The following is a 24,412-nucleotide window of genomic DNA, read 5'->3' as shown; positions in this document are numbered from 1 at the left end:
CTAGGCGGGCTTGGCCGGGTTGGCCACGAAGCCCAGGCGGCGCGCGACATCGCCGCTGGCCACGCCATGCAGCGGCGCGGTGTTCGGCCAGGCAGGGTGCGACACCATGAGGGGCGGCCGGCCCGGTTCGGGCCAGCCTGTTTCCAGCACGTCGGCCAGCGCCTGGCCGTCCACGTGCAACTGCGCCAGCAGCGGCGCCAGTTCGCGGTCTTCGACCAGCCCGGGGCCCGCCGCCGTGGATGCGTACAGGCGCCCCTCGTCGTCCAGCCACCACTGCCGCACGGCGGTGACGGCCTGGCCGGTATGGGTCTGCAGGCCGGGGAATTCGTCGGCGCGGCGCAGGATCAGCGGCGCCGCATCCAGGCGCACATACACACGCTGCGGGCCGTTCTGGAAAAACCAGTTGCCCTGCGCATCGCATTCGTAGTTGCGGCCGATGAAGGTGAGGATCTGCGGGCTGGTGATGGACTCTCCCGGGGCGCCGCGCGCCGCGTCGCCTTGCGGATGCAGGTGCCAGCGGCCGCGGGCGTCCAGCGACAGCCAGCCGTACACTGCCGGCACGTCGGGCCAGCGGGCCAAAGCGTCTTTTACCAGTTGATCCATAGCGCCACGGGACGGATTCCGGCCGCCATTATAGGCAAGCGCGCGCGCCGGGCCGCGCTACGGCCGGATCACGATGGGCGGCGCGCTGATGATGATGGCAGGGTTGGCGGGGATCATCGGCACCATGGCTGGCTGCGCATAGCCATAGTCATAGCCGGACCGGTAGCCCGGGCATTTGCGCTTTTCGCGGTACTCGCCGTTGCGTTTCCACTTGCGCTCGACCTTGCACGCGCCGTCCCAGTATTTTTCCTTGTATTCGCGGCGCGGGCGGTAATCGTCATCGTCGTCATCATCGTCGGCGCGCGCCATCATGGGCGCGCAGGCCAGGGTCAGCGCAACCAGCGCCAGCAGCAGGCGGGCTCCGTGGCGCGCCGACGGACGGGGAAAATGCAGGGTAGGCATGGGCGTGCGGACGTAATTGCGACGGCCACACGTTAGCAACGCGCGCGCAAATCTTGGGTACGCAGAGGTAGGGAAGGGTAACCAGATGCGCAGGGCGCCAAACCCGCATCCTGGAACAAGAAGGCCCGCGACGCGGCGGGCCTTGAAGTGTTTGGAGGCGCAAGCCGGAATCGAACCGACGTACACGGATTTGCAATCCGCTGCATAACCACTCTGCCATTGCGCCGGCAGGCTACAAGAAAAAAGGAAGCACGGCAGGTAACCGCTAGCTTCCCTTTTTGGTGTTTGGAGCGGGAAACGAGTCTCGAACTCGCGACCTCAACCTTGGCAAGGTTGCGCTCTACCAACTGAGCTATTCCCGCATGGGTACTGCTTAAGGCCAAGCAACGCAGAAGTCCCCGTCTGGAAAATTCCCACACGCTGCTCAACGAAGAAAAAAATTATACACGATTTCGGCTGTCGGGTTCAAGTCGCAGGCGGCGCTTACGTGCCGGGCAGGGCGATCCCCATGGCGGCGAACATGCCGCCGCAGGTCTTGTTGAAACGCCGGCCGGCCCGCTGCAGGAAGGGCCTGACCTTGTGGGCCGCGCGCGCCAGTCCGTACTCGACCACGAATTCCATGGCGGCGAAGGTGGCGGCCATGACGGCGAATTGGGTAGCCAGGCTGCGCGCCGGGTCGATGAACTGCGGCAGGAACGCGCCAAAGAAAAGCAGGGCCTTGGGATTGGAGACGGCGGCCAGCAGGCCCTGGCAGAACAGGCGCGCGCCGCGCGCCGACGACGATCCGGCCGGCGCCTGCAATGGCACGGCCGGTGCGCGCCACAACTGGATGCCCAGGTAGACGAGGTAGGCGCCGCCGATCCATTTCAGCAGGATCAGCGCCGGCGACCAGGCCTTGAGCAGGGCGCTGATGCCCAGCATGGACAGGCCGATTACCAGCGTGAAGCCGAGCGCGCCGCCGGTAATGGTGCAAAGCGCCTTGCGGTGGCCATGCATCGCGCCGTGCGTGAGGGCCAGCAGCGTATTGGGGCCGGGCGTCAGCGACAGCCCGATGACGGCGATCAGGTAAAGCAGCCAGGTATGCAGTGACATGGATGGAGGCGGAGCAAGGTGGAGAGCCCGGTGTCGGTGCTCCACAGTGTAGCCGCGGCCGCGGGCCTGGCCGATCAGAGCGATTCGGAGAACAGCTGGTAGCGGTAGCCGTGGGAGATCAGGATGGAGCCGGCCTTGGGGCCCCTGAGGTAGAACAGGAACGAACGCGCCACGGGATTGTCGCGTCCGGGCTTCAGGATGACGGCCTGCTGTTCGATCGGATCGTAGAGCGTTTGCGGAATCAGCCATGCCGACCCGCGCTGGAGTTTCCCGTTGGCGTAGACCTGGGACAGCGTCACGATCCCCAGGTCGGCGCCGCCGGCCGTGACGAATTGGCGCGACTGCGCGAGGTCGTGGCGTTCGACCAGCTTGTCCTCGACCGCCTTGGCGAGGCCCAGGTTGTCCAGTACCTGCGCCGCCGGCCGGCCATAGACCCGGTTGGGGCTGGCGACCGACAGGCGCTGGAATTGGTTGCGCCTGAGCACCTGCCCCTGGTCGTCGACGTAGTCCTTGAACGGCGACCACAGGACCAGTACGTTCTGGGCATAGGTGTGGCGCGTCCCGGGCACGACCCGGTCGAGAGCCTCGAGTTCGCTCAGCGCCGCCTTGTTGTTCGGCAACAGCACGTCGAAATCCGCGCCCTCGGCGATCTGCCGCAGGAAGGCGCTGGTGGGCGCCACGGTGTAATGCACCTTGTTGCCCGTGTCCTTTTCGAAACTGGCGGCGACCAGGCGTATCGGTTCGGCAAGCTTGGTCGCCACGGCCACGCGCACCTCGCCGGCCGAGGCCTGGCCGGCCAGCAAGGCGGCTGCAAGCAGCGCCGCGCCTGGGATGCGGGGGTATTCCATGGTGGTGCCAGCAGACGGTCCATGCGTCGCGGAGAACGAATAGCGCTGGAACTTAGCACGTATTCGTGTCCATGGACACCAATGGGCCGGGCTGCGGGGCTTGCGGCCCGCACCCGGTAGCCACCCGCAAGCCTAGTTCAGCGATGCGCCCGACTCGGCGACGACTTTCTGCCACTTCGCGAGTTCCTTGTCGATGTGCGCCTGGAACTGCGCCGGCGTGCTGCCCACCGGCGTGGCGCCGATGGCGGTCAGCTGCTTGACGACCTCGGGCTGCTTGAGGACCTGGGCGATCTCGCCGCTGAGCCGTTCGACGATGGGGGCGGGCGTCTTGGCTGGTACCGAAATGCCGTGCCACGCCACCGCCTCGTAGCCGGGCACGCCGGCCTCGGCCACGGTCGGCACGTCCGGCAGCACCGGGCTGCGGCGGCTGCTGGTGACCGCCAGCGCCCGCACCGCGCCGGCCTGTACCTGCGGCAGGGCCGAGGGAATGTTGTCGAACATCAGCTGCACGCGGCCGCCGCGCAGGTCGGTCATCGCGGGCGCGCTGCCCTTGTAGGGAACGTGCAGGATGTTGACGCCCGCCATGGTCTTGAACAGTTCGGTGGCCAGGTGGGTGGAGGTGCCCGTGCCCGCCGATGCGTACGTCAGCGCCTTGGGGTCTTTCTTGGCCAGCGCGATGACCTGGGCGATCGAGTTGACCGGCACGTCCGGGCCGGTGATGACCACGTTGGGCAGTTCCACCAGCTGGGTCACCGGCTCGAAGGCCTGCTTGAAGTCGAACGGCAGGTCCTTGTACAGGCTTTCGTTGATGGCGTTGGCGGTGGTCGAGAACAGCAGCGTATAGCCATCCGGAAGCGCCGAGGCGACCATCTGCGAGCCGATGTTGCCGCCCGCGCCGGGTTTGTTCTCGACGATTACCGATTGGCCCAGGCGAGCGCCCAGGTGCTGTGCGACGATGCGCGCCACCATGTCGGTCGCGCCGCCCGGCGTGTAGGGCACGATCAGCCGCACCGGCTTGGACGGATAGGTGTCGGCGCTGGCGGCGCCGGCGGGCAGCAGGGCCGCCCCGAGCATGGCCGAGGCGCAGGCCAGGCGGGCTTTGCGGCCGAATGCGCCGAGCAGGTAGCGGGAAATGACAGTCATGGAGTCTCCTTGTCGTTGTATGCGAGGGGTGTCTTGTGACGGGGGGCGCCTACCAGCCCAGCGCGTAGGCGGCCGCGCGCCGCGGGTCGGCGCCGGCCTGGTAGATGCCTTGTTCGAGATCGGCGTCGATGGCGCAGACGCCGCCGGCGCGCCAGAGCCAATCGGGCCAGCGCTGCATGTCGTGTCCGAGCGCGGCCAGGGTCTGCTCGGTCTGCGCCGGGATGCGTCCTTCCACGTTCAGGCGGCCGGGGTAGTAGGCGTGCGGCGCGAACGAGTCGGGATGGCTATAGGAAATGAAACGCGGCGCTTCGATCGCCGTCTGCGGATCCATGCCGAACAGCGTGATGTTCAGCAGCACCTGCAGCATGGCCTGCACCTGGCTGTCGCCGCCGGGGCTGCCCAGCGGCAGGATGCGCTTGCCGCGCTGGATGGCCATGGCGGGGTTGGGCGTGAGCCGCGGACGCTTGCCCGGGGCCAGGCTGGCCGGATGGCTGGCATCGGCGCGCGACTGGGACCCGCGCGAGGACGGACACAGCCCGGTGCCGGGAATCACGATCGTGTCGCTCGACACATCGCTGGGCGTGGCCGAGAAGGCGTTGCCGTAGCGGTCGACCACGCACACGTACGAGGTATCCAGCGGGGGATCGATCTCGCGCGAAATATTGCCGTGGATGGCGCGCAGCGTTTCGTACCCCGCGATCTCGCCGCACGGCGGCATTTCGGGCCAGGCGCGGTCGGCTCGCACCAGTTGCGCGCGCTGCCGCGCGTAGGCGTCCGACAGCAGCGTCTGCGCGGGCACGTCGATGAAGCGCGGGTCGGCGTAATAGTGCTCGCGATCGGCGAAAGTCAGCTTCAGCGCTTCGGCCACGTGATGGATGTAGCGCGTGCTGTTGTGCCCCATCTCCTTGAGGTCGAACGACTTCAGGATGTTCAGGGCCTGCAGCAGGGCCGGGCCCTGGCACCAGAAGTTGCACGCATAGACGTCCATGTCGCCGTAGCGCGTGCTGAGCGGGGCCTCGATGGTCGGCGCGTAGCCGGCCAGGTCGGCGGCGGTGAGCAGGCCGCCGTTCTCCTGGTGGAACGCGACGATCTTGCTGGCGATGTCGCCCTGGTAGAACGCATCGCGGGCGGCCTGCAGCTTGCGTACGCGCGAGCCGGCGGTCGCGGTCTCCTGGTCCGCCATGTATTGCAGGCTGGCGGCCAGATCGCTTTGCACGAAGCGCTCGCCCACGCGCGGCGGCCGTCCGCCGGGCAGGTAGATGGCGGCGTTGGACGGCCAGCGGCGGTACTTGGCCTCGGCTTCCTGCAGGCGGTCCGCCAGGAACGGGTACATGATGAAGCCTTCGCGCGCGAAGCGGATCGCGTATTGCGCGACCTCGGCGAAACTGCGCGTGCCGTAGCGCTGCAGGGCGGTGATCCAGGCCCCGGGCGCGGCCGGAATGACCGTGCGCAGCAGGCCTTCCGGCACCACGCCGCCGAACTCGCGTTCGAATCGTTCGCACGAGGCCGCGGCCGGCCAGCTGCCCAGCCCGTCTATGGTGATGACCCGGTCTTCCGCGGCCAGGTAGATCATCATGGGCGCGACGCCCGCGATGTTGACCTGGTCGCTGTGCACCACGCCCAGCACCAGGCCGGCCGCCACGCCGGCGTCCACGGCGTTGCCGCCCGATTCGAGAATCTGGAACGCGGCGTGCGAGGCGAGGTAGTGGCCGCTGGACACCGCATGACGATTCGCCGCGATGACGGGCCGGTGCGCGGTATAGGTGCTGGTGGCGGATTGGCCGGTAGCGAACGCGTCGACGGACATGGTGGTCTCCTCCGGAGTACGGGCCGCCCGGGCAAGGGCGGGCCCTGGTACGGCTTAGTCGATGATCAGGTAGCTCTTGCGCAGCGTCTCGCGCACATCCCAGACGCCATGGCAGTCGGCCGGGAAGTACACCGCGTCGCCGGCGCGGATTTCGATGGCTTCGCCGCCGTCGGGCGTGAAGTAGCAATGCCCGGCGATGAAGTGCGAGAACTCGCGCTGCATGATGGTGCGGCGGAAAAGGCCCGGCTGGCATTCCCAGATGCCGGCGGTCACCCCTTCCTGCGGCGCCAGCCCGACATCGGTGCTGCGGTCGGCGGCGACGGGCTGGCCCGGCACTGCCGTCTTGGGGGTGAAGGCGCCCGACGGCGCGGCATTGATGACGACGGGTTTTTTCATGTCATGGCCTCTATCAGGATTTGTCTTCCAGGCCCGCCGGCGCCAGGGTGGCGAGGCGGGTGTCCAGCCACGCGGGCTTGCGCCCGAGCGCTTCGTCGCGCTCCTTGCGCAATACCGCGTTGCGTACCAGCGTACCGCCCATGAAGCGTATGGGCTCGGGCGGGAACTTCCTGCACTCCCGCCCGACCAGGGCGGACTCGCTCCATTCATTCTTGCGGCCCAGCGCCAGCGCGGCCAGGATCTGTCCGCCCACCCAGCTCGGCGCGACGCCGTTGCCGCTCCAGCCGATGCCGTAGCAGATGTGGTCGGCGCCGCGCAGGCGGCCGAATACCGGCAGGCTGTCGTAGGTCCGGTCGATGGGGCCGGCCCAGGCCTGCGCGATCGCGACGTCGCGCAATTCGGGATAAGTGCGCCGGAAATCCGCCTCGGTCAGGGCTTCGGTGCCGGGATCGCGGCTGAACACCTGGCCGATGCGCCCGCCGCTCGACAGCGCGCCGCTGCCTTTGCCGAACACCAGGCGTCCGTCGCGCGTCTTGCGGTAATACCCCACCAGCAATTGCGAGTCGGTGATCGCTTCGTTGCCGCGCCAGCCCAGTTCCTGCAGGCGCTCGCCGATGGGTTCGGTGACGACGAGCGCGCTGTTGACGGGCGTGATCAGCGGCGCCAGTTCGGGAATGGCGGCGGCCCAGACGTTGTTGGCGAGGACGACCGTGCCGGCCCGCACCTCGGCCTCGTCCAGGCCGAGCACGGCGGGCGCGCCGGTGTGCAGGGTGCGCACCGCGCTGCCCTCGTACACCTCGATGCCGTCGTCCAGCGCGGCCTGCCGCAGGCCGCGCGCCAGCAGGGCAGGCTGGACGGTGGCCGTGGCCGTGTCGAATATGCCTTCCAGGTGTACCGGCGAGCCGGTGCGGCGCGCCAGCTCGTCCGGCGCCACGGCCGTGAAAGGCTGGTGCCCGACCCGCTCGCAGGCCTGCAGGGTGCTGGCCCAGGCCCCGCGCTGGGCCTCGGTGGTGGCTGTCCAGAACCAGCCGCCCCGCACGAAATGCGCGTCGACCCCGCGCGCCAGGCAGAACCGTTCGAGCTCGCCGATCGCGCGTTCCGAGGCCAGCGCCAGGCGCAGCGCCTCGTCGCGGCCCGCCATGGACAGCAGGGTGGATATCTTGGGCCACCATGACATGGCGAAACCGCCGTTGCGGCCGGACGCGCCGCCGCCGCACAGGTCGCGCTCCAGCACGATGACGCGGGCCGTTGGCTGCATGGCCTTGGCCGCCAGGGCCGTCCACAGGCCGACGAATCCGCCGCCGACGATGGCGATGTCCACGCTGTGGCGGCCACGCAGGCCTTGCGGCGCGGACTCTTGCGGCACGGCTTGCTTGAACCAGTAGCTGCGCGCCAATGCGGGCAGGGCGGCGCGCCGGTCTAGCTGCAAGGTCTGATTCGTTGACGCGCGCATGGCCTCTCTCTGAGTGCGGGCCGCCGGGATGGCGGCCGTGATGTTCGGATTATGCCTACATGTTTTCTGTAGGCATATATATTTTCTGTAGGTTCGGAGGGGTTCTGTGCATCGGGACCCGCGCCCTGCGGATCAGAAGCTGCGCGGCGTGTTCACCCAGAGCAGGACGGTCGGCTCGTCGCCCGCGGCGGACCAGGAGTGCAGCAGGCGGCTGTCGAAGGAAATGCTGTCGCCGGCGACCAGTTCCCAGGTCTTCAGCCCTTGTACGCTGATATGGAAGCGCCCATGCAGCACATGGATGAATTCTTCGCCTTCGTGCGAGTAGGCGCCGTCGCTCTGGGCGCCTGGCTGCAGTACCCAGCGCTGGCAGTCCAGCGACTGCAGGGTTTCCGCCAGCTGGAATATCTGGATGCCGGCGCCGAAGCTGGGCGCCTGCCGCGCCTTGCCGCCGCGCACGACGTGGGCGCTGCTGTCGGCGGACCTGGCCGGCGGCGCCGAGAGTTCGGTGACGGTGGTGCCATAGCAGGCTGCCAGGCGCTGCAGGCTGGCGACCGCGGCACCCTGGCCGGTGCGCTCGAAGGTGGAGATGAAGGAAACCGGCAGCCCGGTGGCGTCGGCCGCCTCCTGCAGCGACATGTCGTGTTTCTGCCGGGCCACCCGAAATTGCCGGCCCAGCTGCTGGGTGTTGGCCGAACGCTTGGGCCGCGCCGGGTCCTGCGGCGCCGGCGCGGTGCTGGCCAGCGCGCGTTTGATGGCCGAGATGTTCAGGCCCTCGACCTTGCGCAGGCGCAGGATGGTGCTGATCAGGCCCAGATCGTGTTCGCCGTAGATGCGCTGCCCCGTCGGGCTGCGCAGCGGCGACAGCAGTCCGTGCTGTTCCCACAAGCGCAGCGTGGAGGGGTTGGTGCCGGTCAGTTGCGCGGCTTGGGTGATTCCGAATTCCGGCATGTTGCTACGGGATGGGTTGTGCACGGCGCCCGGCGACGCGGCGCGGGAAATTGTAATCGACCAGGGCCGCCGGCTCGCCGCGCCGCCTAGGCGCGCATGAACATGAAAGCAGTCATGGCCAGCCCGATCGCGATAATGCCCGCGCGCAGGGCACCGCGCGGGATGCGGCGCGCCAGCCTGCCGCCCACGTAGCCGCCGGCGAGCGCCGCGCCCAGCATCAGCAGGGCGTATTGCCAGTTGATCAAGGCGCCGGCCACGTATACGACGACGGCGATGCAGGTCAGCACGCCTGAGAGCAGGTTCTTCAGCGCGTTCATGGTGTTCAGGCTCTGATAGCCCGAGGCGCTGAACAGTGCGAGCAGCATGATGCCGATGCCGCCATTGAAGAAGCCGCCATAGACGCTGACCGCCGTTAGCCCGGCCTGGCCGCGCCAATTGCCCGGCGCTGCCGCGGCCTGCTGCGTGCGTTTGAGCATGGCGGGCGCGCACCAGAAAATCAGCGTGGCAACCAGCAGCAGCCAGGGCGCCAGGTGGCGGAAGGCTTTCTGGTCGATCCACAGCAGCAGCAGCGCGCCGACGGCGCCGCCGACCGCGGCGATCAGCGTGGTGCGCCACAGCGGCACGCGATGCGGCTCGATGAAGAGATCGCGCCGCATGGCCCAGGCGCCGGCGAAATAGCCGGGCAGCAGGGCCAGCGTGCCGGTCGCATTGGCCATGACGGGCGGCACGCCCACCGCCACCAGGGCCGGCAGCGTCAGGAAGCTGCCGCCGCCCGTCGTCGCATTGAGAATGCCGGCAAAGAATGCCGCGCCCAGAACCAATGCCAGATCCATTCGTAGTCCCCGTTGTTTTGCTTGCGGGCGCGCAGGTCCGCGCCATGTCGATGGCGGCGGCCTGGCGCGTTGCCACGGATGCTAGCAGGTTGGCGGCGGGGCCGCCTCAGGCTTGGGCCGGCCGGTAATGCGCCAGCGTTTGTCCGATGCCGACGTCGAGCGGGGTCCGGGGCAGGGCGGGAAAGGCCCGGTACAGCGCCTCGTCCGGGATATCGGCGGTGAACGGCAGGACGGGGCCTTCGGCCCCCAGGCGCGCGTCCGGGCAGTGGCGGCGGATGGCATCCAGGATGTCCGCCATCGGCGTGGGCCGCCCGGACACGTTGAATACCTGCGCGCCGGGCGCGCGCGCGATCAGCGCCTGTTCGTAGGCCGCGGCGACATCGTCCGCGTACACGAGGCACGTATCTCCCTGGTAGCCGACGGTGTAGGGCTCGCCGCGGACGGCGGCGCGGCAGGCCAGGGTCGGGCCGGCGCTCAGCCCGACTTCCCGTCCCGGCCCGTAGACCACGCCGGGGCGCAGCCCGACGCTGGAGATGCCGTCATACTCCCAGTAGGTGCGCGCGCAGCCCTCGGTCGCCAGCTTGAAGGCGCCGTAGTGCGTCGACGGTTCCGGCTGCAGGCCGTTGTCCGGGCCGAATACGCTGACCGAGCTGGTATAGACCACATGGCGCAGGCCCTGCCTTTTGGCCGCTTCGAAAACATGCAGGGTGCCCAGCAGGTTGACTTGCGCGCCCTTGACGGGATCGAGCTGGCAGGATGGCGTGAGCAGTCCGGCCAGATGGACGACCTGCTGGCATCCCGAGAGCGCGGCCTCCACGTCCGCGGCCTGGCTGACGTCGCCGACCACCCATTCCAGCCTGTCGGCGGCGTCGCCCAGCAGGCCGCGAACAACCCGACGGTCGTCGGCGATGTCCATGATGCGCACCGGCAATCCGCGCGCCAGCAGCCGCTTGGCGACCCAGGCGCCCAGGAAGCCGCCTCCGCCCGTGATCAGAACCTTGGTGTGTTGCATGGATGACTCCAGATGGATGCGCCGGTTCAGCGCGCGAGCCCGGTTCGGGGCAGGGCGGCGTTGAGCGCGTTGAAGCTGCTGGAAAGCAGGAACCGGTCGCCGCTGACCACGAACAGCGCGGCGCCTTCGTCCTGCCAGCGCGCGATCTGTTCGCACAGCAGGCGCGGGTCGCTATCGAAGATCGACATCATGACTTGCACGCCCTTGGCGCGAGCCTGGCGGACCATGCGGGACTGGGCGGCCTGCACTTCGGGGTGCTTCCAGTCGCCGTTCAGGCCCAGCGCCTGGTTCAGGTCGAACGGGCCGAGCGCCACGGCGTCCAGTCCCGGCACATCGAGGATGCGGTCGAAGTTGGCGATGCCCTGCGGCGTTTCGATGAGGGCCGCGACGAACGTATGTTCGCGGGCCTGTTCCACGTGCTGTGCCCAGGGCGTCACGCCGTGCGCGGTGGCGCGCGTGCAGGGGCAGGCGCCGCGTTGCCCCTGCGGCGCATAGCGCGAGGCCGCCACGATGGCGGCGGCCATTTCGGGGCTGTCGACGTTGGGAACCAGCACCCCGTTGGCGCCGGTGTCCAGGGCCTTGAAAATGGCGGTCCGGCTGGCGTCTGGCGTGCGCACCAGCGCGGTGGCGCCGCCGAGCTGGGCCGCGCGCGTCATGTGCACCGCCGATTCAATGCCGAACGAGCCGTGTTCCATGTCGACGATGACGAAGTCCAGGCCGGCGCTGGCGGCGATTTCGCAGAATTCGGGCGAGTTCATCTGTGCCCAGGTGCCGTAGGCGGGCCTTCGGCCACGCAGGGCCGCGAAGAGTCGGTCGGGTATGTGCATGCGTTGCCCTTGTCGAAAGTGAGGCGTGCAAGCCCCCCTCGGCCGGGCCGATGTGGCCCGGCCGATGCGGCTGGCAGGGAAAGCGGTTGGGTAGCGCCCTACGTGGCGGGCAGCAATGCGTCGGCCGAGGACCGGGGGTCGAGCACGAAGCGTTTGCCCCAGACCAGGTGCGCGCGCATCTGGTTCTGCGCCCGCTTCGCGTCGCCGTCCTTGATGGCTTCGAAGATTTCCCGGTGCTGCTGGACATTGGCGCCCAGCCGCCCGGGATACTTGGTATGCAGGCGCGTGGACAGGCGGTGCATCTTGTCGCGCAGGCGCTCGAGCATCTGCACGATCTCTTCGTTGCCGTGTATCTGGGCCAGGCTGAGGTGGAACGCCATGTCGAGCTGGTGGTAGTCGAGATAGGCGCCCTCGCGCACGCACTCCTCCTGCTGGCGCAGGATGGCTTCCACGCGCTCGATATCCGAGGGCTGGAGTTGCCCGACCAGGGAGAGCGCCACGTGGCTTTCGATGACCGTGCGGATCTCGTAGAAATCATTGATCGCGTTGGCGGACATCTCCGGCAGCATGATGCCGATCTTGGGCACCACGACGACCAGGCCTTCCAGCTTCAGGCGTTCGATCGCCGAGCGCACGGGATTGAGCCCCAACCCGAACTGGGCGGCGAGCTGGCGCTCGGAGTAGGCCCGTCCCGTCTCTTCATTGAGGAACAGCATGGCTTTGATCTGCTCGTAGGCCACGTCCCGCAGAAAGGGTTGCGGGGCGCCGGGCGCCGTATCGCTTGCCTCGGCCGCGCTCGTGGTCCGCTTGCCCGCAAGGGCACGGGGGGCCGTGCGGGCTCGGGTGTGCAAGTCGTTCATACGCGTCTTCCTTTGTTGCGTAGCCTATTGGAAATGCCTGAACCACAGGGTCAGTTCGGGCACGAAGCTGATGAGCAGCAGGACGCTCAGCGCGGCGGCGAAGAACCAGGCGAGATGGGGCAGCATTTTCACCATGTTCACGTCCAGTGTGCGGGCTGCAACGAAAACATTGGCGGCCAAAGGTGGGGTGATCAAGCCAATTTCGATGTTGGTGACCAGGATGATACCGAAGTGCACTGGATCGATTCCGAACTTGATGGCCGCCGGCGCCAGCAGCGGGCCCATGAGCATGACCGCGGCATTGGTTTCCATGAACATGCCGACCAGCAGCAGCAACAGATTGACCCCGAGCAGGAAGACGATGGGGTCGTCCGTCACGGACAGCGCGAAGGCGGCGATGTCCTGGGGAATCTGGTTGAGGACCAGGGCGCGGTTGAACAGGCTCGTCAGCGCGATGATGGTGAGGATGGCCGCCGACGCCTTGACGGCATTGGTGAACACCACCGGCACCTGGTCCCAGCGCAGGGTGCGCTGGATCAGCGTCATCGCCAGGGCGGCCGCTGCCGCGACCGCGGCTGCCTCGGTCGGCGTGGTCAGGCCGGAGTAGATGCCGCCCAGGACGAACACCGGCAGCAGCAATGCCGAGACGGTGGCGCCGGAGGTCGGGGCGGGGGCGCGGTCCAGGCCCGCCGCGCCGGCGCTTTCGACGCCGTCCCGCAAGGCCGAGCGCGAGCGCAGGGCGTGCGTGGCGAAGAACGCGCCCGCCATGATCAGGCCGGGCACCAGGGTGGCGAGGAATAGATCGACGATGGACGTGCCGACCACCGAACCGTACAGGATCAACGGTATCGATGGCGGCAGCAGCACGCCCAGCAGGCCGGCGGCGGCGACCAGCGACGCGCTGTAGGCGCGCTTGTAGCCGCGCGCCGTCATTTCGGGGCCCACGGTCGCGCCGATGGCGGCCACCGTGGCCACGGACGAGCCGGTCATGGCGCTCATCAGCCCCGAGGCCGCCACGGCGATGTGCCCCATGCGGGCGGGCAGGAAGTGCAGCACGCGGTCGCAGATCTGGCTCAGGCACAAGGCCAGGCCGCCGCGGTTCATGATTTCGCCGACCAGCAGGAACAGCGGAATCGCCACCAGCGGAACCGCCGAAATGGTTTCGTAGGGGATGGCTCCCAGCGCGTCGAGATCCAGGTTGAAACTTCCGGCGCGGCCCATCACGGCCAGGGCGAACGCCATGCCCAGCGGCGTGCCGATGATCAGCAGCAGGAACAATCCTGCGAAGGCGAGGCTCATTGCGCGAACTCCAGGGCGGGACGGCCGGCGACCAGCCGGTAAATGGCCAGCGCGGCATGCAGGGCGATCAGGGCTGCGCCGGCCACCATGAGCCCGCTGGGCAGGGCCACCGGCGTGCCCAGGTCGATCAGTTTTTCGCCGGAGTCCAGCGCGTAGTCGAAGAATCCCCAGGCCGTGATGGCGAACATGACGCCGAAGACCAGCTGCGCCAGCAGCGATGCCAGGTGCGCGGCGAAGCGCAGCGCGCCGGCCGGAAGCAGGTCGACCACTTCGATATTGATGTGGCGCCGCAGCGCGGTGCACGCGGACGCGCCCAGGAAAGTCAGCGCGGACATGGCGGTCACGGCCCATTCCGTCAGGTTGGGAATGGGCAAGAGCAGCGCGCGCGCGGCCACGCTGATGGCGACGGTCGCCATGATCACGGCCAGTGCGGCGACGCTGACGGCCATCTCGCCGCGCAGCAGCCAGCGCTCGGCCCGGTCGATGGCCGAGCCGGACGCGAGGCCCGCCAGCGGGGCGGGGGAGGGGGCGGCGGCGTTCATTGGATGTTGTTCTTGGCCAGTTCGTCGCGCAGCGCCTGGATGCGCTCGGCGCCATAGACGCTTGCCAGCTTGTCCCACTGGGCGCGGCCGAGTTCACGGAAAGGGCGCATGGCCTGGGCATCCAGTTCGATGACCGCTACGCCGCCCTGGCGGATTTTTTCCACATATTCACGGTTCAGCTTGCGGTTGTTCGCGATCTGGTTGCGGGCGGCCTCTTCGGCGGCGGCCAGCACGATGGCCTTCTGCTCGTCGTTCAGGCGTTTCCAGAATCGTTCGCTGGAGGCGATGGCCCCGATCGCGTAGATGTGGTTGGTCAGGGTCATGTACTTCTGCGCCTCGAACAGGCGCGAGGTGTACGTCAGGGCGGGGCCGTTGTCCTGGCCGTCGACCGTGCCCTGCTGCAACGCGGTGAACAGCTCGGGGAACGGCAGGGCCAGGGGGTGCGCGCCGGCCGCCTCGAACAGCGTCTTGATATTGGTGACGCTGGGCGTGCGCAATTTCATGCCGCGCAGGTCCTCGGGCGTGGCCACCGGGCGTTGCGAGTTGGTGATCGAGCGGAACTCCAGCTCGAAGAAGGCAAGCGGCTCGATGCGCCGCTTGCGCAGGGTCTCGCGGGTCGTTTTCTGGATGACCCCGTCGGGATTGAAGTGGATACGGTCCGCTTCCTCGAAGGTGCTGACGGCGTAGGGCAGGTAATGGATGTCGAGCAGCGGATCCAGGCCGGTCAGGCCCGCCACGTTCAGGAAGGCGAGGTCCAGCGAACCGCGCGCCAATTCGCGCCCCAGCGCCTCGTCGCCGCCCAGCTGGCCGGCCGGAAACAGCGCAATCTCCATCTGGCCGTTCGAGCGTGTCTTGACCAGTTCGGCGAACTCCTTGCCAGCCACTTCCTGGGGGCTGCCGATGGCAAAGACATGGCCCAGCCGGACGCGGATGTCCTGCGCGTGCGCGCCCGGCGACATGACGCTCGAAGCCGCCAGCAGGCATGCCGCGCCAAACGTTTTCAGGGATGAAAACAACGTGGTCATCAAGAATGCTCCATAGGTGGAGCCCATGCCCGGCCGGGCGGCTCCGTGTCTCCTGGTCCATCGGTCTGGCCGACGGGTTGTCATGTCATCGCCGTTGGCGATATGCCCTCAGACATTTATCTGACATTTCAGGTAAATGTTAATGAAATTCTAGAGGGGAGCAGAATTGTGGTTTTCCCTAGGCGCGGGCGGACGCGCGTCCGCCGCCCGGTCCGAACGGGCAGTCCCGCATGGGGGAGGAGGGCCGCCGCGCTTGCCGCGGACGCGGCGTGTCGCCTATAGCGACTCGATGTGTTCGATCATCCGGCGCCGTCCGGCCGGGTCGGGCAGGGGGCCCGTGGCCGCGCGCAGGTTGTCGACGACGTTGCGGGGCTGGCTGGTGGCCGGCGTGGCGGTGGTGACCGCCGGATGCGAAATCACGAATTTCAGGAAGAACTGGCCCCACGAGGCGATACCGTACTCGGCCGCCCAGCCCGGCAGGGCATGTCCCTTGACCCGTTGCCACAGGCGCGAGCGGCCGAAGGGCTGGTAGGCCAGCACGCCGACGCCGCGCTCGCGCGCCAGCGGGAAAACGCGCGCTTCCATGGCGCGGTGGTCGATGGCGTAGTCCACGCCGATGAAGTCCAGCGCTTCGGCGCGCAGGATCTGCTCCAGCGCTTCGTACTGCTCGGGAAACGTGGTCGTGACGCCGATATAGCGTATGCGGCCGGCGTCGCGGTATTCCCTGAGCAGCCCCAGCTGTGTCGGCACGTCGCCCAGGTTGTGGACCTGGACGAGGTCGATCGCGGGCCTGCCCAGCCGCGCCAGCGAGCGGTCGATCTGCGCGCGGGCGGCGGCCGGGTCGGCCTTGCCGCCGCCTCGCCCGGCCACGTTCACCTTGGTCGCCCAGAACAGCTTGCGGTCCAGGCCGGTTTCCCGGGCGATGCGCGCGGCCGTTTCCTCGGCCGCGCCGTAGCTTGGGGCGGTGTTGAATACCGTGCCGCCTTCGCGCACGAAGGTTTCGAGCACGTCGCGCACGCGTCCGGTATCGTCTTCGCCGGCGATGCGCGCGAACGATGCCGAGCTGCCCAGGCCCACCGCCGGCAGCCGTTCCCGGGTGCCCGGGATCGTCCGGGTGATCAGGCCGGCGGGGCCATCGGCGGCCCACGGCAGTCCTGGGCGGGCGGCCAGGGCCAGGCCGGCGGCGGACAGCTTGAGGTAATCGCGTCGGGTAATCATGGGGGCGGGCTCCTCGTCGCGGGAAGCGTATCCGGCGCGGCGGCCGGGATGGCGGGAACGGACGCGCCGGCCTTGCGGGCCAGGCGCAGCTGGGCGCGGCCCAGCCACAGCCCCAGCGCGGCCCAGGCCAGCGCCAGCGGAACCGCCACGCTGGCCAGGCCGGCCAGGCCCAGTCCCAGCCGGCCCAGCAGGCCTTCGACCTGCGCGCCGGCCACATCGCCGCTGCGGTAGCCGAAGGTGTCGATGAAGGCCTTGGATTTGTATTTGTCCTCGCGGCCGAGCACCGTGTAGAGCGTTTCGCGCGCCGGCCGCGCCAGCGCCCGCTGGACCGCCCGGAAGACGGCCTCGAACACGATCAGCGCCGCCAGCGTGCCGACCATGGCCAGTCCCACGAATCCCAGCATGACAGTCAGCGGCAGCAGCGTCAGCGTGATGGTCACACCCAGCCGTTTCATCACATGTCCGGCCACCACCGCCTGCAAGGCCAGCGTGGCTGCCTGCGTGATGAGGTCGATGCGCGCGAACACGGTGGTGCGCAAGTCCATGTCGTCGCCCAGCTCGGCCACCATCTGCAGCCGCGTGAAATAGAGCAGCGTACTGGCGATCGCCATGATGATCACATAGCTGGCGATGCCGAACAGATAGCGCGAACGGAACACCGCTTTCAGCCCCTGCCAGGCGTTGCCGCCGATCAGGATGCGGTCCTGTCCGTCCGTGGCCTGCAGCCCGCTGTCCGGGCCGGCGCACGCCGCCGCGGCCTGGCCGCGCCCCACCGCCCAGGCAGCCTGCATCGCCAGCAGCAGAAAGCCCGCCGAGACCAGCAGCAGGGCGGGCGTGCCCAGCGGACGCGCAAGCAGCGACGCGAGCCACGGCCCGAAAATCGCGCCCAGCGTGCCGCCGACGGAAATCAGCGCGAACAGCCGCCGGCTTTGTTCGAGCGTGAAGCGATCCGCCATCAGCGCCCAGAACAGCATGGTGGCAAACATGTTGAAGACACTGAACCACACATAGAACACCTGCCCGCTGGTTGCGCCGACGGCCTGCGGTGCCTGCACCAGCAACTGGTGGAACGCGGCCAGGCTCAATGCGAAGAAGGTGTATGTCACGCCGATAAACTGGCGCCGAGAGAACCTGCTGACCAGCCAGCCGAACACCGGATTGACCAGCAGCGTCACCAGCGCGGTGCCCATGAACAGCCAGCGCACCGCCTCGATGCCGCGCTGCATGCCTAGCGCGTCGCGGGCCGGGCGCAGCACCATCAGCGCCGTCAGGACGCAGAAGAAACACAGTCCGGACAGCAGCACCGGCTGGAGCTCGTCGCGGCGAAGGTTGAAGAACGCTGCCAGTCGGGTTTTGTGCGCTGGGCTGATCATCCTGGCGGGCCTGTGTGGGGCGTGTTCGCGAACGGTGGGGCGGCAAGCGGTCGGGAAGGACGCCGGTGCGGGGCATGGCGATCGAGGGCTTGCGGCGTCACGCCCACCGTAGCCGGTTACGCCTTGCGGGGCAAGCATCGCAAGGAATGGCCGTTGCCTGCGGAACGCGAACTATGCGGACGGATTCCCCAACGGCTACCATCTGCCGGATGAACGGCGCCGAGTATAGGGCGGCGAGGCCATCCGGCCGCCGCAGCGCAGTCTCGATGCGTCCCTGCAATGGCGAATGCCCGGCCGCAGGGCCTGAGCGTCTTTCCCCGACAGCGTGTTTGCACGGCAACTCGAAGCCAGCCCGATGCCGCCCAGTATTCTCCACGGAGAGCGAGCCTGATGAGCACCTTGAGCATTCATACCCTGACCCGCAGAGTGGATTTATTCACGCTGCGCCTGTTCCTGACAGTCGTGGAGGAAGGGCAGATACGCAAAGCCGCGGTCCGCGAGAATATCGCGCCGTCCGCCGCCACCAAGCGGATCCAGGATCTGGAGGAAATCGCCGGATTGCCGCTTTTCGAACGGCAGCCCGCCGGCGTCGTGCCGAACGCAGCCGGCGTCGTACTGGCGCGCTATATCCGGGAACTGTTCGGCAATCTTGAAGAAATGCGCCGTGAACTGGGGGAATACTCGGACGGGGTTCGTGGCAGCCTGACGGTCGCCACGACGGGTTCTCTCATCGTCCAATACGTCGCCAAAGAGATCGGCGAGTTCTCGCGGAATTATCCCCAGATCGATCTGGCGCTGGAGCAGCACCTCAATCCGGACGCGATCCGGGCGGTCGTGTCCGGCGGGGCGGATCTCGCGATTTATCTGGTGGGCATGGACGTGCACGAGGAGGGCCTGGATGTTACCCCGTACCGCACGGATCGCCTGGTGGCCCTGGCGCCCGCCGGCCATCCCCTGGCCGAAAAAGCCGGTGTAACGCTTGCCGATCTGCTGGGCCATGCGTTCATCAGCGTCGAACCGTCAACGGCAATGATGGCGGATATTTCCAAGGCCGCGAAATCCAGCGGTCTCGCGGTCAAGCCGAAATTCCATGTGACGAGCGTGGAGGCGGCGCGCAGCCTGGTGGAAGAGGGGCTGGGCGTCACCATTCAGCCGGAATGCATGCTTCCGGTGGCGTATCAGCGGCGCGTATCGGTGCTGCGCCTCGACGAAGCCTGGGCTTTGCGCAAGGTCCATATTGGCACCAGGCGGGGCCGGGCGCCGACCGCGGCGACGCGCTTGCTCATCGAGCAACTCATCGCGCAGCCCAGAGGGTCGGACGCCACTCTCGAAGCGGGACCGTCCGTAGCTGCTGGATAACCCGCGATTCGTGTTTCGCGAATCCGGCATTCGCCAATGGCTGCTTGAGGGCGGTCGGGCAACTGCATAGCATTGTGTCAGACAAGAGCGGTGAGAACGCACGCAATGCCAGTGGTTGGCGACACCGTGAATCGGTGCGCCGTCCGTCAAGACGGTCCGTACTCATGCGTGGACGAGAAAACGCAGACGCGGCGCTGCAGCGCGCGTGCCTGGGGATCGTTGCGCCGACGGATTGCACCTGTTCACCACTGTTCCTGTCGAGACAGGCGAAATGGGTATCAGCCCATGTAATGCCGACAAAAAACAGCAGAGGAGACAATCATGTCGGGACATTTTGGAGCAAGGGGCAAGCGCGGATCGGTTGGGTCCAGGCTTGCGGCGGCCTCGCTTTTTGCATGCGCGACGGGGCTGGTCGCCGCCAATGTGAGCGCGGCGGACCGGAATGCCGCGCCCATCACGATCGTCGTGCCGTTCGCCGCCGCCACGGCGACAGACGTCGCGGCGAGATACATAGGCCAGAAGATAACCGAGTCCACCGGCAGGGCCGTGGTCGTCGATAACCGGCCTGGCGCCAACGGAATCATCGGCATCCAGACGGCCAAGTCCCTGCCGAGCAGTGCGAACGTCATCTTGATGACCAGCAACACGACCCAGGCGGCGAATCCCAGCCTGTTCAAGGACCTGCCATACGATCCCGTCGCGGACTTCAAGCCGATCACCACGATAACGATTGGCGGCGTCCTGCTGGTTGTGAATCCGGCATCCGGCATCAAGAACGTCTCTGAATTGGTCGAAGCCGCGAAGAAGAATCCCGGCAAGCTGACATTTGGAAGCGGGAACTCCACGTCGCAGGCGGGTGGCGAGATGCTGAAGCAGGCGGCCGGCATCGACATCCTGTATGTCCCGTACAAATCCAGCCCTGCGGCGATGGCCGACCTGATGGGCGGGCAGATCGACATGGCGTTCTCGGATCCGATCTCCGTGAAACCCTTGATTGCCGCGGGAAGGCTGAGGGCTATCGGGGTGACCGCGACAAAAAGGATTCCGGGGTTCGACGACGTGCCAACCTTGCAGGAGGAAGGCCTCAAGGATTACGACCTGTCCGGATGGATTGCCGCCTACACCCCAAGCACCGCATCCGACGAGCAAGTGCAAAGCTATAGCAAGCTGATCGTCGACATCCTGAAGCTGAAGGAAAGCGAGGCGTTCTTCGGGGAGCGGGGGTGGCGAGTGGTGGCGGACAGCCCGTCTGCGCTTGCGTCGTTCCAGCAAGCCGAAACCGCTCGCTGGAAAACACTGGTCGAGACTTCGGGAATGAAGATCAACTGACCATACGCCGGCCGGCTCCGGCGGCGCTTCGTAATGTCCATTTGAGATCGATGCATCACATGACCCCTGTACTCGTCACCAGCCTGTCCGATGGCATCTTCACCATCAGGCTGAACCGTCCGAATGAGAGAAACGCGTTGAATGACGCCTTGTGCGCGGCATTGGTGCAAGCGTGCGAGCAGGCGGCGCACGACCCGGGCGCGCGCGTGGTGGTGTTGTGCGCTGCAGGTCCGGCCTTTTGCGCGGGCGGAGACGTCAAATCCATGGCCGCGCCCGCCGCGGCGGTGCAAAACAAGGGGGCGCAACGATTCCGCGAAATGAAGCATTTCATGACTGCGGCGAAGCTGCTGAACGAAATGCCGAAGCCGACCGTGGCGCTTGTCCACGGCGCGGCGGCCGGCGCCGGGCTGAGCCTGGCGCTGGCCTGCGATTTCCGCATCGGTACGCCGAACGCCAAGCTGACCACGGCTTTCGCGAAAGTCGGCTTGTCCGGGGACTATGGCGGGACATATTTCCTGCAGCGCATTGTCGGTCCGGCGAAGGCCCGTGAACTGTATTTATTGAGTCCGGTGCTGTCCGGACGCGAAGCGCTGCAGCTGGGGCTGGTGACCAGGGTTTATCCGGAAGCGGAGTTCGAGGCGGAATCGGCGGCCTTCGTGCGTGCCCTGGCCAGTGGCCCGACGACGACGTATGGATTCATCAAGGACAACCTGAACGAGAACCTGATCCGCCCCTTCGATGACGCCCTGGACGGCGAAATCCATCGTCACTTGCGTTGCAAGGACACCGCCGATTACCGGGAGGCGATCTGCGCCTTCGCGGAGAAAAGGGCGCCGGTGTTTCGCGGACATTAGCGCCAGCCGTAGTCCCGGCTGCAGCCGGCTCACGATCGGGCGCCAGCCTGCGGTCCGGCATCGACGCATACGTCTCGAGCCATGCGCCGGCTCGATCCATGCAAAGGTTCCGCGGGAGTTTATCCCATGGAAATTACCAGGTAGAGGTAGACGTGAATACGCGAATAAAACCGGTGCGGTCGTTCCTGTTCGTGCCAGGCAACAAGGAATCCATGCTCGACAAGGCTGCCCAGGCGGGCGCCGATGCGCTGATACTCGATCTGGAAGACAGCGTGCCGAGTCCGGAAAAAACCGCGGCGCGTGAGCTGGTCGCCAAGAAGATTCCCGAGCTCATTGCGCAGAATCAGCGAATCTGGGTGCGCATCAACCGTACTGCACATATCTATGACCTCGACGACATCCTGGCGGTGGCGCCAGCCGGCATCGAGGGCATATATATCTCCAAGCCGGGAGGGCCGGAAGACGTATACATGGCCTCATGCATGATCGCCGAGGCGGAGGCGCGCGCCAACCTGCCGCTGGGATCGATCGGGCTCATTCCCCTGCTGGAAACCGCGCGGTCCATGCAGCTTTGCTACGACATAGCGCAGATGCCTCGTGTGGCCGGCATCGTCGGCGCCACCGCCAGGAATGCCGACATGGGGCGCGCGCTGAAATTCGTCTGGACTGCCGAAGGCCGCGAGACCGAATACTTGAAATCCCGTGTGGTCATGGCCGCGCGTGCGGCCGGCAAGCAGGCGATAGGCGGGCTCTGGCAGCAGATCAAGGACCTCGACGGACTGGCGAAGTCCTCCGCGTTCGACCGGCAGCTTGGCATGTCGGGGGAGCTGGTCCTGCACCCGATGCAGGTCGAAACGATCAATCGCACCTACACGCCGACGGCCGAGGACGTCGCGTACTACCAGGGGATGATCGAGGCGCTCGACGCGGCCCAGGCCCAAGGGCGGGCATCGGTCATGTACGAGGGTGAACACATCGACATCGCCCACGTCAAGACCGCGCACGAAGTCATTGCGCTTGCGCAATCGTTCGGCAACTGAGCGCGATGGCGCGTATTCGGGAGTGTTAAATGGCTGGTCTGTATTTCGAAGATTTCAAGGCCGGGATGGTCGTGCAGCACGCCATCCGCCGTACCGTTACCGAGACGGACAACGTGCTGTTCTCCGCCCTGACCTACAACTGCGCGCCGCTGCATATCGACGCCGAGTACAGCGCCGACACCATATATGGCCAACGCCTGGTCAACAGCATGTTCCTGCTGGCGCTGGTGGCCGGCGTCACCGTCTATGAAACGACCCTGGGCACTACCCTGGGAAATCTGGGTTTCGGGGAGATCGTGTTTCCCAAGCCCACTTTCCATGTCGACACCATCCGTGTCGAGACGGAAATCCTGCAAACGCGGTTGTCCAGGAGCCGCACGGACTCCGGCATCGTGACTTTCAAGCATGTGGCCAGGAATCAGCGCGACGAGATCGTGTGCACCGCCGTGCGGACAGGCTTGATGATGCTCAGGCCAGCCGCCTGATTCGTCGCTCGGGCAGCGGGCGGCGAACTCGCCATCCGGCCGCCGGCAATCGGCTGCGTGGGGAACAAGGAGACGTTCATGGCAGTAACAGGCCTTCTGGAGGGCATTCGCGTCCTCGACATGACCGTGGCGCTGGCCGGGCCCTACGCCTCGATGCTGCTGGGCGGTCTGGGCGCCGAGGTCATCCGCGTCGAGGCGCCGGGCGGCAGCGACCTGGGCCGCAGCAATCCGCCGTTCGTGGGGCCGGGCGGGGTCAACTTCGGCCAGCAGGGCAGCGACGATGTGTCGCTGACATTGCTGAACCGCGCCCGCAACAAGAAGAGCATCACGCTCAACGTCAAGGATCCGGAGGGGCGGGCGCTGTTCGCCAGGCTGCTGCGCGAAAGCGATGTCTTCATCGAGAACCTGAGCGAAGGGGCCTCGGAGCGCCTGGGCGTGGACTATGCCCGTGTGCGGGAAATCAACGATCGCATCATCTATGCGTCGATCAAGGCCTTTGGCGAGCCCAGCAAGTACCAGAACCTCAAAGGCATGGACATCCTGGTGCAGGCGTTGTCGGGCCTGATGGCGGTGACCGGCGAGGCCTCGGGTCCGCCGATGCGCTGCGGGGTGCCGGTGGCGGACCTGCTGGCGCCGCTGTACATGGTCAACGGCATCCTGGCGGCGCTGATCTACCGGGGCAGGACGGGCAAGGGGCAGAAGATCCAGGTGTCTATGCTCGATTGCCTGTCGTCCTGGGTGGCCGAGGAGCATTTCGATGTGCTGGCCCAGGCGGGTTTCCGCATGCGCACCGGCAACAACCACGAGCGCCTGGTGCCGTTCGGGACCTACGAATGCGTGGACGGCCACATCGCCATCGCGGCGGTGCACCCGGACTGGTTCGCCAGCCTGCTCGATGCCATGGGCCGGGCCGACCTGCAGCGCGACCCGCGCTTTGCCGACCGCGGCACGCGGATGCGCCATGCCGCCGACCTCGCTGCGCTGGTGTCCGAGTGGACCCGGGACAAGACGGTCGCCTTTGTCGAGCAGGCCCTGGTGCAGGAGCGCGGCGTGCCGGCGGCGCGGGTGCGCACGCCGCTGGAGATGCTGGACGATCCGGACCTGCACCGCAGCGGCGCCATCACCGATTTGCAGACCCCCGATGGCGGCACGGTGCGCGGCATGGGGCTGCCCATCGGTTTCTCGGAATGCCACGCGCAATTCGATGTACCGGCCCAGGCGCTCGGCCAGGCCAATGCATCGGTGTACGCGGACATATTGGGCCTTTCCGACGCCGAGATCCGGCGGCTGGAAGAAAAAGGCGTGATCTGACGCGACCGGGCGGAGACGTCTGGACTGCAGCACGTGCCCGCTGGCTGCGGGCACGCGCGCTGCTGCGCGTAAGCGTCGATGCGCTGGCATCCGCTGGCGCAAGCGTGAACCGGCGCGAGGGGGGGCCAAATAATGGCACATGAAGCGCGCATGGCGTGCGCGGCGCGCCGTTTCCTGACCCGGTGCGGGCCAATATTGTGCAGTACATGGTGCTCTATTAAGGAAAGTTTGAGTCGCCATGATTTTTATTTATTCGATGGGGTTGACGCTTGGAAGGGGGCGTGTCCGCCAATACACTCAGACGCGAGCATCGTTCGGGATGCGTGATCCGCGTAGTCGGAAATCACGAAGCG

The 24,412-nt window shown here is 67.1% G+C and carries 24 protein-coding genes and 2 tRNA genes; 6 read left to right on the top strand and 20 right to left on the bottom strand.

Annotation, left to right across the window (positions count from 1 at the left end; genetic code table 11):
* From LK409_RS15840 to LK409_RS15745, 20 genes are all read right to left on the bottom strand, one after another.
* Entirely contained in the window at positions 1–603 is a 603-nt protein-coding gene (locus LK409_RS15840; RefSeq protein WP_010929113.1) for a DUF2946 family protein, read from the bottom strand.
* Positions 604–660: 57 nt separating this feature from the next.
* Entirely contained in the window at positions 661–1,044 is a 384-nt protein-coding gene (locus LK409_RS15835) for a membrane protein (protein ID WP_003814152.1), read from the bottom strand.
* 113 nt (positions 1,045–1,157) lie between these two features.
* Positions 1,158–1,231: transfer RNA gene (locus LK409_RS15830), tRNA-Cys, on the bottom strand.
* 60 nt (positions 1,232–1,291) lie between these two features.
* Positions 1,292–1,367: transfer RNA gene (locus tag LK409_RS15825), tRNA-Gly, on the bottom strand.
* A 121-nt stretch (positions 1,368–1,488) separates the two neighbouring features.
* A complete protein-coding gene (locus LK409_RS15820; RefSeq protein WP_010929111.1) occupies positions 1,489–2,097 on the bottom strand; it encodes a LysE family translocator in 609 nt (202 codons plus the stop codon).
* A 74-nt stretch (positions 2,098–2,171) separates the two neighbouring features.
* The gene (gene modA / locus LK409_RS15815) at positions 2,172–2,945 is read right to left on the bottom strand and encodes a molybdate ABC transporter substrate-binding protein (protein ID WP_003814148.1); all 774 of its coding nucleotides are present in this window, start codon (positions 2,943–2,945) and stop codon (positions 2,172–2,174) included.
* Positions 2,946–3,077: 132 nt separating this feature from the next.
* Positions 3,078–4,088: a tripartite tricarboxylate transporter substrate binding protein gene (locus LK409_RS15810; RefSeq protein ID WP_003814146.1), complete on the bottom strand. Its 1,011-nt coding sequence runs from the start codon at positions 4,086–4,088 to the stop codon at positions 3,078–3,080.
* 49 nt (positions 4,089–4,137) lie between these two features.
* Positions 4,138–5,895, bottom strand: coding sequence for a gamma-glutamyltransferase family protein (locus LK409_RS15805; RefSeq protein WP_010929110.1), 1,758 nt, complete (start codon positions 5,893–5,895; stop codon positions 4,138–4,140).
* Between the two features lie 54 nt (positions 5,896–5,949).
* Complete coding sequence (locus tag LK409_RS15800; protein ID WP_003814142.1) at positions 5,950–6,291, bottom strand: cupin domain-containing protein; 342 nt, start codon at positions 6,289–6,291, stop codon at positions 5,950–5,952.
* A gap of 13 nt (positions 6,292–6,304) precedes the next feature.
* Positions 6,305–7,744: an FAD-dependent oxidoreductase gene (locus LK409_RS15795; RefSeq protein WP_010927001.1), complete on the bottom strand. Its 1,440-nt coding sequence runs from the start codon at positions 7,742–7,744 to the stop codon at positions 6,305–6,307.
* Between the two features lie 132 nt (positions 7,745–7,876).
* Positions 7,877–8,692, bottom strand: a complete 816-nt coding sequence (locus LK409_RS15790) for a MerR family transcriptional regulator (RefSeq protein WP_003814139.1) — start codon at positions 8,690–8,692, stop codon at positions 7,877–7,879.
* Between the two features lie 86 nt (positions 8,693–8,778).
* Positions 8,779–9,525 (bottom strand): sulfite exporter TauE/SafE family protein, encoded by a 747-nt coding sequence (locus LK409_RS15785; protein WP_010929109.1) that lies wholly within the window; start codon positions 9,523–9,525, stop codon positions 8,779–8,781.
* 106 nt (positions 9,526–9,631) lie between these two features.
* Complete coding sequence (locus tag LK409_RS15780; RefSeq protein WP_003814134.1) at positions 9,632–10,537, bottom strand: NAD-dependent epimerase/dehydratase family protein; 906 nt, start codon at positions 10,535–10,537, stop codon at positions 9,632–9,634.
* 26 nt (positions 10,538–10,563) lie between these two features.
* Positions 10,564–11,364 carry an HpcH/HpaI aldolase family protein gene (locus tag LK409_RS15775; RefSeq protein ID WP_010929108.1) on the bottom strand — a complete coding sequence of 267 codons (801 nt, stop codon included), beginning with the start codon at positions 11,362–11,364 and terminating at the stop codon, positions 10,564–10,566.
* 98 nt (positions 11,365–11,462) lie between these two features.
* The gene (locus LK409_RS15770; protein ID WP_003814131.1) at positions 11,463–12,224 is read right to left on the bottom strand and encodes a GntR family transcriptional regulator; all 762 of its coding nucleotides are present in this window, start codon (positions 12,222–12,224) and stop codon (positions 11,463–11,465) included.
* A gap of 24 nt (positions 12,225–12,248) precedes the next feature.
* The gene (locus LK409_RS15765) at positions 12,249–13,523 is read right to left on the bottom strand and encodes a TRAP transporter large permease (RefSeq protein ID WP_003814129.1); all 1,275 of its coding nucleotides are present in this window, start codon (positions 13,521–13,523) and stop codon (positions 12,249–12,251) included.
* Complete coding sequence (locus LK409_RS15760) at positions 13,520–14,065, bottom strand: TRAP transporter small permease (RefSeq protein ID WP_003814127.1); 546 nt, start codon at positions 14,063–14,065, stop codon at positions 13,520–13,522. The genes LK409_RS15765 and LK409_RS15760 overlap by 4 nt, the downstream gene beginning before the upstream one ends.
* Complete coding sequence (locus LK409_RS15755; RefSeq protein WP_003814124.1) at positions 14,062–15,090, bottom strand: TRAP transporter substrate-binding protein; 1,029 nt, start codon at positions 15,088–15,090, stop codon at positions 14,062–14,064. Before LK409_RS15755 ends, LK409_RS15760 begins: the two co-directional genes overlap by 4 nt.
* 276 nt (positions 15,091–15,366) lie before the next feature.
* The gene (locus LK409_RS15750; protein ID WP_010929106.1) at positions 15,367–16,308 is read right to left on the bottom strand and encodes an aldo/keto reductase; all 942 of its coding nucleotides are present in this window, start codon (positions 16,306–16,308) and stop codon (positions 15,367–15,369) included.
* Positions 16,305–17,612: an NTP/NDP exchange transporter gene (locus tag LK409_RS15745; protein WP_227889225.1), complete on the bottom strand. Its 1,308-nt coding sequence runs from the start codon at positions 17,610–17,612 to the stop codon at positions 16,305–16,307. The genes LK409_RS15750 and LK409_RS15745 overlap by 4 nt, the downstream gene beginning before the upstream one ends.
* Positions 17,613–18,071: 459 nt before the next feature.
* Between LK409_RS15745 and LK409_RS15740 the strand changes: the two genes are divergently transcribed.
* The 6 genes from LK409_RS15740 (at position 18,072) to LK409_RS15715 (ending at position 24,059) form a co-directional block, all read left to right on the top strand.
* Positions 18,072–19,040, top strand: coding sequence for a LysR family transcriptional regulator (locus tag LK409_RS15740; protein ID WP_003814118.1), 969 nt, complete (start codon positions 18,072–18,074; stop codon positions 19,038–19,040).
* 321 nt (positions 19,041–19,361) lie between these two features.
* Complete coding sequence (locus LK409_RS15735) at positions 19,362–20,369, top strand: Bug family tripartite tricarboxylate transporter substrate binding protein (protein ID WP_010929104.1); 1,008 nt, start codon at positions 19,362–19,364, stop codon at positions 20,367–20,369.
* Between the two features lie 50 nt (positions 20,370–20,419).
* Positions 20,420–21,223: an enoyl-CoA hydratase gene (locus LK409_RS15730; protein ID WP_076879834.1), complete on the top strand. Its 804-nt coding sequence runs from the start codon at positions 20,420–20,422 to the stop codon at positions 21,221–21,223.
* Positions 21,224–21,375: 152 nt separating this feature from the next.
* Positions 21,376–22,263: an HpcH/HpaI aldolase/citrate lyase family protein gene (locus tag LK409_RS15725; RefSeq protein WP_010926995.1), complete on the top strand. Its 888-nt coding sequence runs from the start codon at positions 21,376–21,378 to the stop codon at positions 22,261–22,263.
* Between the two features lie 29 nt (positions 22,264–22,292).
* Positions 22,293–22,748 (top strand): MaoC family dehydratase, encoded by a 456-nt coding sequence (locus LK409_RS15720; protein WP_010929102.1) that lies wholly within the window; start codon positions 22,293–22,295, stop codon positions 22,746–22,748.
* A 78-nt stretch (positions 22,749–22,826) separates the two neighbouring features.
* Positions 22,827–24,059: a CaiB/BaiF CoA transferase family protein gene (locus LK409_RS15715; RefSeq protein ID WP_003814107.1), complete on the top strand. Its 1,233-nt coding sequence runs from the start codon at positions 22,827–22,829 to the stop codon at positions 24,057–24,059.
* The last annotated feature ends 353 nt before the right edge of the window (positions 24,060–24,412 follow it).

Source organism: Bordetella parapertussis (assembly GCF_020735925.1).
In the GTDB taxonomy this organism is placed as follows: domain Bacteria; phylum Pseudomonadota; class Gammaproteobacteria; order Burkholderiales; family Burkholderiaceae_B; genus Bordetella; species Bordetella pertussis.
This window is presented reverse-complemented; position numbering and strand designations above follow the sequence as displayed.